The 12,453-nt window shown below is 74.9% G+C and carries 11 protein-coding genes; 7 read left to right on the top strand and 4 right to left on the bottom strand.

What is annotated here, in order from left to right; all coding sequences use genetic code 11:
• Positions 1-102: 102 nt before the first annotated feature.
• A complete protein-coding gene (locus tag ORI94_RS17735; protein ID WP_266076440.1) occupies positions 103-1,005 on the top strand; it encodes a ribokinase in 903 nt (300 codons plus the stop codon).
• Positions 1,002-1,391 (top strand): D-ribose pyranase, encoded by a 390-nt coding sequence (gene rbsD / locus ORI94_RS17730; RefSeq protein ID WP_266076437.1) that lies wholly within the window; start codon positions 1,002-1,004, stop codon positions 1,389-1,391. Before ORI94_RS17735 ends, rbsD begins: the two co-directional genes overlap by 4 nt.
• Positions 1,392-1,601: 210 nt before the next feature.
• Here rbsD and ORI94_RS17725 read toward each other — a convergent pair whose 3' ends face one another.
• From ORI94_RS17725 to ORI94_RS17715, 3 genes are all read right to left on the bottom strand, one after another.
• On the bottom strand, positions 1,602-2,399 hold the full coding sequence (locus ORI94_RS17725; RefSeq protein WP_266076520.1) for a sugar phosphate isomerase/epimerase family protein: 798 nt from the start codon (positions 2,397-2,399) through the stop codon (positions 1,602-1,604).
• A 65-nt stretch (positions 2,400-2,464) separates the two neighbouring features.
• The gene (locus tag ORI94_RS17720) at positions 2,465-3,616 is read right to left on the bottom strand and encodes a dihydrodipicolinate synthase family protein (protein WP_266076435.1); all 1,152 of its coding nucleotides are present in this window, start codon (positions 3,614-3,616) and stop codon (positions 2,465-2,467) included.
• Entirely contained in the window at positions 3,613-4,764 is a 1,152-nt protein-coding gene (locus ORI94_RS17715; protein ID WP_042170928.1) for a Gfo/Idh/MocA family protein, read from the bottom strand. The genes ORI94_RS17720 and ORI94_RS17715 overlap by 4 nt, the downstream gene beginning before the upstream one ends.
• Before the next feature lie 322 nt (positions 4,765-5,086).
• Here ORI94_RS17715 and ORI94_RS17710 point away from each other — a divergent pair, with 322 nt between their 5' ends.
• From ORI94_RS17710 to ORI94_RS17700, 3 genes are all read left to right on the top strand, one after another.
• Entirely contained in the window at positions 5,087-6,133 is a 1,047-nt protein-coding gene (locus ORI94_RS17710) for a LacI family DNA-binding transcriptional regulator (RefSeq protein ID WP_266076431.1), read from the top strand.
• Positions 6,134-6,308: 175 nt separating this feature from the next.
• Positions 6,309-6,917 carry a dihydrofolate reductase family protein gene (locus ORI94_RS17705; protein ID WP_266076429.1) on the top strand — a complete coding sequence of 203 codons (609 nt, stop codon included), beginning with the start codon at positions 6,309-6,311 and terminating at the stop codon, positions 6,915-6,917.
• Between the two features lie 149 nt (positions 6,918-7,066).
• Positions 7,067-7,867: a sugar phosphate isomerase/epimerase family protein gene (locus ORI94_RS17700; RefSeq protein WP_266076427.1), complete on the top strand. Its 801-nt coding sequence runs from the start codon at positions 7,067-7,069 to the stop codon at positions 7,865-7,867.
• 151 nt (positions 7,868-8,018) lie between these two features.
• On the opposite strand, the gene ORI94_RS17695 is transcribed toward ORI94_RS17700, so the two are convergent.
• Positions 8,019-8,999 carry an EamA family transporter gene (locus tag ORI94_RS17695; protein WP_266076424.1) on the bottom strand — a complete coding sequence of 327 codons (981 nt, stop codon included), beginning with the start codon at positions 8,997-8,999 and terminating at the stop codon, positions 8,019-8,021.
• Between the two features lie 90 nt (positions 9,000-9,089).
• On the opposite strand from ORI94_RS17695, the gene ORI94_RS17690 reads away from it, so the two are divergent.
• Entirely contained in the window at positions 9,090-10,067 is a 978-nt protein-coding gene (locus ORI94_RS17690) for a LysR family transcriptional regulator (RefSeq protein WP_266076422.1), read from the top strand.
• Between the two features lie 293 nt (positions 10,068-10,360).
• On the top strand, positions 10,361-12,274 hold the full coding sequence (locus tag ORI94_RS17685) for a glycoside hydrolase family 3 protein (RefSeq protein ID WP_266076419.1): 1,914 nt from the start codon (positions 10,361-10,363) through the stop codon (positions 12,272-12,274).
• The last annotated feature ends 179 nt before the right edge of the window (positions 12,275-12,453 follow it).

The raw sequence follows: 12,453 nt of genomic DNA, 5'->3' as shown, positions 1-12,453 counted from the left end.
CCACGGCGCCGGTGTCCCGCGGCCGCCCCCCCCCCCCCCCCCGGGGGGGGGGGGGCCCCCCCCCCCCCCCGCCCCCACAGCGACCATGTGGGGAGCCATTCCATGTACGACTACGACCTGCTGGTCGTGGGGTCGGCCAACGCCGACCTGGTGATCGGCGTCGAGCGCCGGCCGGACGCCGGGGAGACGGTGCTCGGCTCCGACCTGGCCGTCCACCCGGGCGGCAAGGGTGCGAACCAGGCGGTCGCCGCCGCCCGGCTCGGCGCCCGGACGGCCCTGCTGGCCCGGGTCGGCGACGACGCGCACGGGCGGCTGCTGCTGGACTCGCAGCGGGCGGCCGGGGTCGACACGGTCGGCGTGCTGGTGGGCGGGGCGCCGACCGGTGTCGCGCTGATCACGGTGGACCCGTCCGGGGACAACAGCATCGTCGTCTCGCCGGGTGCCAACGGCCGGCTGGCACCCGAGGACGTACGGGCGGCCGGGAGCCTCTTCCACGCCGCGAAGGTGGTCTCCGCGCAGCTGGAGATCCCTCTGGGGACGGTGGTGGAGGTGGTGCGCTCGCTGGCGCCGGACAGCCGGTTCGTGCTGAACCCGTCACCGCCGCGGCCGCTGCCGGGCGAGGTGCTGGCGGCGTGCGACCCGCTGATCGTCAACGAGCACGAGGCGCAGGTGATCCTCGGCGAGGCGTGTGTCGGCGGGACGCCCGAGGACTGGGCGCGGCTGCTGCTCGCCAAGGGGCCCCGTTCGGTGGTGGTGACGCTGGGTGGCGAGGGTGCGCTGGTGGCCTCGTCCGACGGGGTGGCCCGTGTCCCCTCCGTGAAGGTGCGCGCCGTGGACACCACGGGGGCGGGCGACTCGTTCACCGCCGCGCTGGCCTGGCGGCTGGGCCTCGGCGAGTCCTTGGCCGGGGCTGCGGCGTACGCGGCCCGGGTGGGGGCGTCGACGGTCACCCGGGAGGGCGCGCAGGCGTCCTTCCCGACCGCGGAGGAGGTCGCGGCGCTGTGAGGAAGGGCGGAATCCTGAACCGGCACCTCAGCGCCGCGCTGGCCGAACTGGGCCACACGGACCGGGTGCTGGTGTGCGACGCGGGCATGCCCATCCCCGAGGGGCCGCGCGTGGTGGACCTGGCCTTCCGGGCCGGGGTGCCGTCCTTCGCGGAGGTGCTGGAAGGGCTGCTGGCCGAGCTGGTGATCGAGGGCGCGACGGCCGCGACCGAGATCCGGCAGGCCAACCCGGCGGCCGCGGACCTGCTGGCGGGCCACTTCCCCGCCCTCGACCTGGTCCCGCACGAACGCCTCAAGGAACTGACCGCCGGCGCCCGCCTCGTCGTCCGCACCGGCGAGGCCCGGCCGTACGCGAACGTACTGCTGCGGTGCGGGGTGTTCTTCTGAGGGAAGCCGGGGGAGCCTTCCGGGAGGAAACGTCGAGGGGGTCCGGTACGTGACCGGACCCCCTCGGTTCCCTCCCCCTGTCCCCTCCCCCGTCAGAACCTCTCGGCCCCCGGGTCCCCCACAGAAGTCCTGACAGGAACTACGACCCCCGGGGTGCGGGGAGGGTTGCCCGGCCGCTCCAAGATCTTTCCGGGCGCCCGGGGGCGGGCCCTACGCCGTGTGCTCCACGAACCGCCGTGCCGTCTCCGCCAGGACCTCGCGCCCGTCCCGGGCCCACAGGACGTCGTTGAAGAGTTCGACCTCGATGGCGCCGGTGTAGCCGGCCGCCTCCACGTACCCCTGCCACTCCCGCATGTCGATGCTCCCGTCGCCGATCTGGCCGCGGCCGTTGAGGACGCCCTCGGGCAGCGGGGTGGTCCAGTCGGCGAGCTGGAAGGTGTGGATGCGGTCCTGGGCGCCGGCGCGGGCGATCTGCGCGGGCGCCGTGTCGTCCCACCAGACGTGGTACGTGTCGACGGTGACGCCGACCTGCCGGGCCGGGAACCGTTCGGCGAGGTCCAGGGCCTGGGCGAGGGTGGAGACCACGCAGCGGTCCGAGGCGTACATGGGGTGCAGCGGCTCGATGGCCAGGCGCACCCCGTGCTCCTCGGCGTACGGGCCCAGCTCCGCCAGGGCGTCCGCGATGCGTTCGCGGGCGCCGCGCAGGTCCTTGGAGCCGGCCGGGAGGCCGCCGGAGACCAGGACCAGGGTGTCGGTGCCCAGGGCGGCCGCCTCGTCGACGGCGCGGCGGTTGTCGGCCAGGGCCGCGGCCCGCTCGGCGGGGTCGATCGCGGTGAGGAAACCGCCCCGGCACAGGGTCGTCACCGTCAGGCCCGCGTCCCGGACCAGTTTCGCCGCCGCCTCGACGCCGTAGGCCCGGACGGGTTCGCGCCACAGGCCGACGCCGGGGACGCCCAGGTCGCGGCAGCCGTCGACGAGTTCCGGCAGGGACAGCTGCCTGACCGTCATCTGGTTGATGCTGAAACGCGCGAGAGCGCCGGCGGGGCCGGGGGCCGGCTCGGTCACGGGGCCGGTCACGGGGTCACTCCGTACAGGTGCAGCAGGGTCCGCATGCGGTCCTCGGCGAGCTTCGGGTCGGGGAACAGGCCGAGGCCGTCGGCGAGTTCGTAGGCGCGGGCGAGGTGCGGCAGCGAGCGGGCCGACTGCAGGCCGCCGACCATGGCGAAGTGGTCCTGGTGGCCGGCCAGCCAGGCCAGGAACACCACGCCCGTCTTGTAGAAGCGGGTGGGGGCCTGGAAGAGGTGCCGGCTCAGCTCCACCGTCGGGTCGAGCAGTCCGCGGAAGCCCGCCGTGTCCCCGGTGTCCAGGGCGCGGACGGCCTGGGCCGCCAGCGGGCCGAGCGGGTCGAAGATGCCGAGCAGGGCGTGGCTGAAGCCCTGCTCGTCGCCCGCGATCAGCTCGGGGTAGTGGAAGTCGTCGCCGGTGTAGCAGCGCACGCCCTGCGGCAGGCGGCGGCGCAGGTCGACCTCGCGCTGCGCGTCGAGCAGCGAGACCTTGATGCCGTCGACCTTGTCGGGGTGGGCGGCGATGACCTCCAGGAAGGTTCCGGTGGCCGCGTCCAGGTCGGACGAGCCCCAGTAGCCCTCGAGCGCCGGGTCGAACATCGGGCCGAGCCAGTGCAGGATCACCGGCTCGGCGGACTGGCGCAGCAGGTACCCGTACATCTCGAGGTAGTCCTCGGGGGAGCGGGCCGCGGCGGCCAGGGCGCGGGACGCCATCAGGATGGCCTGCGCGCCCGACTCCTCGACGAGCAGGAGCTGCTCCTCGTAGGCCGCCCGCACCTCCTCGAGCGTGCCCGCGGCGAGCTGGTCGGTGCCGACGCCGCAGGCGATGCGGCCGCCGACGGCCTTCGCCTCGGCGGCGGACCGGCGGATCAGCTCGGCCGCGCCCGCCCAGTCCAGGCCCATGCCGCGCTGGGCGGTGTCCATGGCCTCGGCGACGCCCAGGCCGTGCGACCACAGGTGGCGGCGGAAGGCGAGGGTGGCGTCCCAGTCGACGGCGGCGGGCGAGTCGGGGGTCGTGTCGGCGTACGGGTCGGCGACGACGTGGGCCGCGGAGAAGACCGTACGGGAGGTGAAGGGGGCTCCGGCGGTGACTGCGAGGGGCTCGGTGCGGGGCTCGTAGGTCCGCAGCCGGCCCTGTGCGTCGGGCAGTTCGATGGTCACAGGGCGATCTCCGGTACGTCGAGGCGGCGGCCCTCGGCCGACGACCTCAGGCCCAGCTCGGCGAGCTGGACGCCGCGGGCCCCGGCCAGCAGGTCCCAGTGGTAGGGGGCGTCGGCGTAGACGTGCCTGAGGAACAGCTCCCACTGGGCCTTGAAGCCGTTGTCGAACTCGCCGTTGTCCGGGACCTCCTGCCACTGGTCGCGGAAGACCTCGGTGGCGGGGATGTCCGGGTTCCAGACGGGCTTGGGGGTGGCGGAGCGGTGCTGGACGCGGCAGGTGCGCAGCCCGGCCACGGCGGAGCCCTCGGTGCCGTCGACCTGGAACTCGACGAGTTCGTCGCGGTGGACGCGGACCGCCCAGGAGGAGTTGATCTGGGCGACGGCGCCGCCCTCGAGTTCGAAGACGCCGTAGGCGGCGTCGTCGGCGGTGGCGTCGTAGGGCTTGCCGTTCTCGTCCCAGCGCTGCGGGACGTGGGTGGCGGTCAGGGCCTGGACGGAGCGCACGCGGCCGAACAGCTCGTGCAGCACGTACTCCCAGTGCGGGAACATGTCGACGACGATGCCGCCGCCGTCCTCGGCGCGGTAGTTCCAGGACGGTCGCTGCGCGTCCTGCCAGTCGCCCTCGAACACCCAGTAGCCGAACTCGCCGCGCACCGACAGGATCCGGCCGAAGAAGCCGCCGTCGATGAGCCGCTTCAGCTTGAGCAGGCCCGGCAGGAACAGCTTGTCCTGCACCACGCCGTGCTTGATCCCGGCGGCGTTCGCCAGCCGGGCCAGTTCCAGGGCGCCGTCGAGGCCGGTGGCGGTCGGCTTCTCGGTGTAGAGGTGCTTGCCGGCCGCGATCGCCTTGGTGAGGGCCTCCTCGCGGGCGGAGGTGACCTGGGCGTCGAAGTAGATGTCGATGCTCTCGTCGGCGAGCACCGCGTCCAGGTCGGTGGAGACGTGCTCCAGGCCGTGCCGCTCGGCCAGCGCGCGCAGCGCGTGCTCCCGGCGGCCGACCAGGACCGGCTCCGGCCACAGCACGGTGCCGTCACCGAGGTCGAGGCCGCCCTGCTCGCGCAGGGCCAGGATGGAGCGGACGAGGTGTTGCCGGTAACCCATCCGCCCCGTCACACCGTTCATGGCGATACGCACCGTCTTGCGTGTCACGTCGATCCCTTCGTACGCGGTCCCCGCGCGCCGCGCACGCCCCAGCCGTCACGCGTCGGCCGGTGAGTGCCGGCCGACGCGTGACGGGTACTGGCGAACGTCACAGCAAGCGCTTTCTATGCATCTAGAAGCTAGCCTCTGGACGGCGGTCCGGACAAGACCACGGCGAACCCGACTTGTTCGAGGGGGCGAACAAGTGGGCGCGGGGCCATAGGGTCTGGTCGGGGGCGGGACATCGGTTTCCGTGCCCGGACATGCCCGGACGCGCCCGGACACCGCGGCCGGCGCCGATACGACGAGATGCGCGACCGGAGGACGAGAGATGACGGTGACCCTGGCGGACGTGGCGGCCCGCGCGCAGGTCTCCCCCGCGACGGTGTCGCGCGTGCTGAACGGGAACTATCCCGTGGCGGCTTCCACCCGCGATCGGGTGCTGAAGGCCGTGGACGAACTCGACTACGTGCTCAACGGCCCCGCGAGCGCCCTGGCCGCCGCCACCTCCGACCTGGTGGGCATCCTGGTGAACGACATCGCCGACCCCTTCTTCGGGATCATGGCGAGCGCGATCCAGGGCGAGATCGGGGGGCCGGGCGGGCGGGCCGGCGGGGAGAGACTCGCGGTCGTGTGCAACACGGGCGGCTCCCCGGAACGCGAACTGACGTATCTGACGCTGCTCCAGCGGCAGCGGGCCGCGGCGGTGGTGCTGACCGGCGGCGCCATCGAGGACGCCCCGCACCGGGCGGCGACGGACGCGAAGCTGCGCAAGCTGGCGAAGGCCGGGACCCGGGTGGTGCTGTGCGGCCGGCCGCCGGCGCCGGAGACCGGGGCGATCGCGCTGACCTTCGACAACCGCGGCGGCGGCCGGGAACTCACCGAGCATCTGATCGGGCTCGGCCACCGCCGCCTCGGCTACGTCGCGGGCCCGCAGGAGCGCACCACCACCCGCCACCGCCTCGAAGGGCACCGGGCCGCGCTCGCCGCGCACGGCATCGAGGAGGACCCCCGCTGGACCGTCCACGGCCGCTACGACCGCCGCTCCGGCTACGAGGCCGCCCTCGAACTCCTGCGCAGGGACCCCGAGCTGACGGCGGTGGTCGCCGCGAACGACTCCGTCGCGCTGGGCGCGTGCGCGGCGCTGCGGGACTCCGGACGGAAGATCCCCGACGACGTGTCGGTCGCCGGTTTCGACGACCTCCCGTTCAGCATCGACGCGGTGCCCGCCCTGACGACGGTGCGGCTGCCGCTCGCCGAGGCGGGGGCCCGGGCCGGCCGCATCGCGATGGGCCGCGAGGAGCCGCCGCCCGGGGGGATCGCCTCCGTGCGGGGCGAGTTGATGGTGCGGGGGTCCTCGGGGGCGCCGCGGGTGTGAGACTGCGGGCCGATGTCCGCGCCGACGCCGGTCCCTGTGCCGCCCGGCCGGAGCACGCCCGCCCGGCCGCAGTACGCGGTCGCCGGCGGCGATGAGTTCCGCCGCTACCGTCGGTCTGCACTTCCGTCACCGCCTCGGCGGACAAGCGGACAAGCGGACAACAGGAGCGGCAGTCATGCGGATCGTGATCACCGAGTTCATCAGCCTCGACGGTGTCGTGCAGGCCCCCGGCGGACCCCAGGAGGACACCGACGGCGGTTTCGCCCACGGCGGCTGGTCGCACGCCTACTTCGACCCGGAGGTCGTCGGCGGCGCCTTCGACGCGGCGCTGGAGAAGGCCGACGGGCTCCTGTACGGGCGCCGCACCTGGCAGACCATGGCCGAGGCGTGGCCCCGGCAGGCCGGGGACCCCTTCGCCGACCGGATCAACGGCCTGCCGAAGTACGTCGTCTCCGGCACCCTCGGCGAGTCCGACCTGACCTGGAACAACAGCCGGCTCGTTCCCGCCGGGGAGGCCGTCGCCCGCGTCCGGAAGCTGCGCGCGGCCGAGGGCGGCGACCTCGTGGTGATGGGCAGCCCCACGCTCGCCCGCACCCTGCTGGGCGAGGACCTGGTGGACGAGCTCCGGCTCCTCGTCATGCCGGTGGTCCTGGGCGGCGGCAAGTCGGTCTTCCCCGTGGACGGCGCGAAGCGCCCGTTCGAGCTGGTCTCGGCGACCGCCGCGAAGTCCGGTGCCCAGGTGTGCGTCTACCGCCGCGCGACGGAGGCGCCCGCCGGGGCCTGAGGCCCCGGACGGGGCGCCGCCGCCCGCGCGACCGGGCCGGCGCCCCGCCCCCGCTCCGAGCCCTCGCGCGGCACCGGCGCGCGACACCGGAGTGGCGAGGAGCGGCGAGGGGGGAGTGACCGCGCGGGTCCCGGGTAGGGTCCGTTTTCATGAAGCTGGCGTTCTCCACCCTCGGTGTCCCCGGCCTTCCGATGGCCGACGTACTGCGTCTCGCGACCGCGCACGGCTATCACGGCGTCGAGCTGCGCGCGCACCCCGAGGAACCGGTCCATCCCGGTCTCTCCCCCGCCGAACGGGCGGATGTCGCCGCCGAGTTCAAGGCATCCGGCGTCGAGGTCCTGAGCGTCGCGGGTTACACCAGGGTCGCCGCGCCGGGCGACGACGAGGCCGTCGTCGCGGAGCTTTGGGCCCTCCTCGGTCTCGCCCGCGACCTCGGCGCCCCCTACATCCGGGTCTTCCCGGGCGGCTCCTCCGAGCAGACCCCGGAGGAGGCCGACGCGACGGCCGCCCGGCGGCTGGGCACGGCCGCCGAGTACGCGACCGACCTCGACGTGCGCATCCTGCTGGAGAACCACGACTCCCACCGCACCGGCGCCGACGCGATGCGGATCCTCGGCCTCGTCGGCCACCGCCAGGTGGGCGCCCTCTGGGACGTGATGCACACCTGGATGGGCGGCGAGCAGCCCGCGGAGAGCCATGCGGCCCTCTCCCCCCACCTCGGCTACGTCCAGGTCAAGGACATCGCCTCCGTCGAGGACACCACCCCGCTCCCCCTCGGTGAGGGCATCCTCCCGCTGGCCGACTGCGTGGAGATCCTGTCCCGCCACGGCTGGGACGGCTGGCTCTGCTGGGAGTACGAGAAGCGCTGGTACGAGGAGGCCGCCCCGCTCCCCGGCCTCCTCGGCCCCGGCCGGGCCCACCTCTCCCGCCTCCTCAACGACTCGGCGTAACCGGATCCCGGCGTCCGGCCGGCCCGGCGGGGCCCCGGGCCGGCCGGGCGCGGTCACCCCGCGGCCGGGCCGGTCCACCCCCACCCCCTCGCGGATCCCGTCCACCCCACCCGCGGGCCCCCTCTCCCGGCCCGCCCGCCGGTTTTGCCCCTCAACGACCCGGCACGACCGGCTCCCGCCCACCCGCCGGCACGGCCCCCCGGCCGCCGGGCCCGTCCGCCTCTCCGCCGGTCCCGTCCGCCCCGGCCGCGGGCTCTCCCTTCCGGCCCGCCCGCCGCTCCCGTCCCCCGAACGACGCGAGGGCCACACCGCCCACCAGCAGGGCCGCCGCCCACCACCGCAGCGGGCTCACCGGCTCGCCCAGGAACAGGGCCGCCGACGACATCCCGAAGACCGGTACCAGCAGGGAGAACGGCGCCACCGTCGACGCGGGGTGACGGCGCAGCAGCCATCCCCAGGCCCCGAAGCCGAACACGGTGGCGCCCCAGGCCACGAACAGCAGGACGCCCGCCCCCGGCAGGTCCAGCGCGCCCAGTGCCTCCAGATCCCGCGAGGGGCCCTCCAGGAGCAGTGAGAGCGCCAGCAGCGGCAGGACCGGCACCGTGCTCACCCAGATCATGAAGTTCAGGGCGTCGTCGGGCGCCGCCCTGCGGGTCAGCACGTTCGACACGCCCCAGCAGGCCGCCGCGGCGATGATCAGGGCGAACGCTCCCAGAGGGCCCGAGGTGCCCTCGTCGACGGCGGCGACGCCGATTCCGGCCAGGGCCACCGCCATGCCCACCAGCCGGACGCGCGCGGGCCGTTCGCCGAGGAGCAGGAACGCGAACAGGGCCGTGAAGACCGCCTGGATCTGGAGCACCAGGGAGGTCAGCCCGGCCGGCATGCCCGCGTCCATGCCGACGAACACCAGCCCGAACTTGGCCACCCCGAGGGCGAGGCCCACCCCCACGATCCACTTCCACGCCACCCTGGGGCGCCCCACCAGGAAGACCGCGGGGACCGCCGCCGTGAGGAAGCGCAGCGCGGAGAACAGCAGCGGCGGGAAGTGGTCGAGGCCGATCTCGATGACGACGAAGTTCACGCCCCAGACGGCGGCGACGAGAACGGCGAGCAGGGCGTGGGAAGGTCGCATGCGTCGAGGATCACCGCCCGCGACCCTTCAGCACCAGCGAAGGTTCCTGCATGGTGGGATGAAGCACCGCTTACCGATCGGGGAGCCGTCATGCTCGACCTCCAGCGCCTGCGCGCCCTGCACGCCGTGTCCGTGCACGGGACCGTCGGGGCCGCCGCCGCGGCGCTCGGCTACACCTCCTCCGCCGTCTCCCAGCAGATCGCCAAGCTGGAGCGGGAGACCAGGACCGTGCTGCTGGAGCGGGAGGGCCGGGGCGTGCGGCTGACCGACGCGGCGCACCACCTCGTCGCCACCGCGCAGGAGCTGCTGGCGATCGTGGAGCGGGCCGAGACCGAGCTGGAGGAGCGGCGCGGGGTGCCGTCCGGACGGCTGACGATCGCCGCCTTCGCGTCGGCGGCCCGCGGGCTGATGCCGCCCGTACTGGCCGACCTGGCCGGGCGGCACCCCGCGCTCGACACCCGGCTGACCGAGGTCGACCCGCACCTGTCCGTGGACCTGGTCGCCAAGGGTGCGGTCGATCTCGTCGTCGCGCACGACTGGGACATCGCGCCGCTGCCCGCCCCGGCGGGCGTGGAGCAGGCGGTCGTCGGGGACGACCTGTGCGACCTGCTGGTGCCGCGCGGGCATCCGTTCGCGGAGCGGGGCACGGCGGTACGGCGCGAGGAACTGGGCGGCGAGCGGTGGATCTGCCAGCCGCCGGGGCGGGTCTGCCACGCGTGGCTGGTGCGCACCCTGCGTACCGCCGGGCACGAGCCGGACATCGTGCACCAGGCGGACGAGAACCCGACCCTGGTCGCCCTGGTGGCGGCCGGGCTCGGCATCGCGCTGATCCCCCGGCTCGGGCGCGGCCCGCTGCCCGACGGGGTGGTGGAGGTCCCGCTCGACCCGATGCCCGTGCGGCACGTGTACGCGCTGTGGCGGGCCGGCGCGGCCCGCCGTCCGGCGATCGCGGAGACCGTCCGCACCCTGCGCGTCCACTGGCCCGCCGTCTCGGCGCACCGGCCGCCCGCGCGCCGGGCGTCCCGGACACCCCTGGCGTCCCGGACCCCGGCGTCCGCCCCGGACTGAGACGTCCGTCCGCGCCCGGGAACCCCCGCCCACCCCCTACCGTCTCCCACGCGGGCTGCCGGAGGAGTCCGCGCGGTGCGGTGCCGGCCCCTCGCCCCTGGCTGCGACGCCGGCCCCACCCCCTCCGCCGTACCGCGGCCGGCGGCCCCGCCCGCGCCCCTCCGGCCGGCCGCGCCCACCGACCACGCCCACCCCCGCACACCCTTGACTGGCAGAAACTTCCCGGATATTGGTGACCCTTCGGCAGTTTCCTTCAGCGGATCCCCCGCGGATCACCTCCCAAAGGAGCGCACGTGCCCGACAGCAGCACGGGAAGCACAGGAAACACGGGAAACGCGGAGGGCACGGAGCGCACGGAGCGCACGGAGGAAAGCGCTGCCGCGCGTCCGTCCAGACGGGCCGTCCTCGCCGCGACGACGGCGGTCACCACCGCCCTCGCCGCCGGGACCACCGCGCACGCGGCCGGCACCTCCGGAGCCCTCGCGGGCCCCGCGTCCCCGGACGACCGCAGGCTCCGCGCCCTCCTCTCCCGGATGACCCTGGAGGAGAAGGTCGGCCAGCTGTTCGTGATGCGGGTCTACGGCCACTCCGCCACCGAACCCGACCAGGCCGACATCGACGCCAACCTCGAGGAGATCGGCGTGCGCACGGCCGCCGAGCTGCTGGAGAAGTACCGGGTCGGCGGCATCATCTACTTCACCTGGGCGCACAACACCCGCGACCCGCACCAGATCGCGAGCCTCTCCAACGGCATCCAGCAGGCGTCCCTCGGTCTGCCGCGCGGTCTGCCGGTGCTCATCTCCACCGACCAGGAGCACGGCGCCGTGGCCCGCGTCGGCGCGCCGGCGACCCTGTTCCCCGGCGCGATGGCCGTCGGGGCGGGCGGCTCCCGCTCCGACGCGCGCGCCCTCGGCCGGATCGCGGGGCGCGAGCTGCGCGCCCTGGGCATCCGTCAGGACTACGCCCCGGTGGCCGACGTGAACGTCAACCCGGCCAACCCGGTCATCGGCGTACGGTCCTTCGGGTCCGAGCCCCGGGCGGTGGCGCGGCTGGTGGCCGCCGAGGCCGCCGGGTTCCGGCAGTCGGGGGTCGCGGCGACCGCCAAGCACTTCCCCGGGCACGGCGACACCGCCGTCGACAGCCACACCGGCTTCCCGGTGATCACCCACAGCCGTGAGCAGTGGGAGCGGTTGGACGCGCCGCCGTTCCGGGCGGCGATCGCCGCGGGCATCGACTCGATCATGACGGCCCATCTGATGGTCCCGGCGCTCGACGCCTCCGAGGACCCGGCGACCCTCTCGCGCCCGATCCTCACCGGCATCCTCCGCGAGGAGCTGGGCTACGACGGGGTCGTGGTCACCGACTCCCTCGGCATGGAGGGGGTGCGGACGAAGTACGGTGACGACCGGGTGCCGGTGCTGGCCCTGAAGGCGGGTGTGGACCAGCTGCTCAACCCGCCGTCCCTGGACGTGGCGTGGAACGCCGTCCTGAAGGCCGTCCGGGACGGCGAACTGACCGAGGCCCGGCTCGACGAATCGATCCTGCGCGTGCTGCGCCTGAAGGCGGGACTGGGCCTGTTCGAGGACCCGTACGCCTCCCCGGGCGGGGTGGACCGCACGGTCGGCACCCGGGCGCACCGGGCGGCGGCCGACCGGATCGCCGAACGGAGCACCACCCTGCTGGTCAACGAGGGCCGTGTGCTGCCCCTGTCGCGGCGCAGGCAGCCGAGGCTGCTGGTCGTCGGCGCCGACCCGGCCTCCCCGTCCGGTACGACGGGACCGCCGACCGGTGTGCTGGCGGGCGCGCTGGGCGAGCTGGGGTTCACCGCCACCGCCCTGTCCACCGGTACCGCGCCGTCCGCGGCGACGATCGACCGGGCCGTGACCGCCGCCGGGGAGGCGGACGCCGTGGTCGTCGGGACGTACAACGTGACGGCGACGAGCAGCCAGCGGACGCTGGTCGAGCGGCTCCTGGCGACCGGCAGGCCGGTGGTCGCGGTGGCGATCCGCAACCCGTACGACGTGGCCCATCTGCCCGCCGTGCCGGCGTACCTGGCGACGTACTCGTGGACCGACGTGGAACTGCGGGCCGCGGCCCGGGTGATCGCGGGCCGGGTGGAGCCGCGCGGGACGCTGCCGGTACCGGTGCAGCGGGCGGACGACCCGGCGGCGGTGCTCTACCCGGTCGGGCACGGGCTGACGTACTGACCACGGCGACCGGCCACGGCCCCCGGGTTCCGCCCGCCCCGGGTGGCCCCCTGACGTAGCACCCGTACGCCACACACCCGACACGCCCTCACCGACGTGCGCACAGCATGCCGTAGGTCTGGCGGGGGCCCGGGGGGGGGGGGGCGCGGGGGGGGGGGGGGGGGGGGGGGGGGGGGCCG

It is taken from the genome of Streptomyces sp. NEAU-W12 (genome assembly GCF_026242095.1).
Lineage (GTDB): Bacteria > Actinomycetota > Actinomycetes > Streptomycetales > Streptomycetaceae > Streptomyces.
Note: the sequence above shows the minus strand (reverse complement) of the source record. Positions and strands in the feature narration are given on the sequence as shown.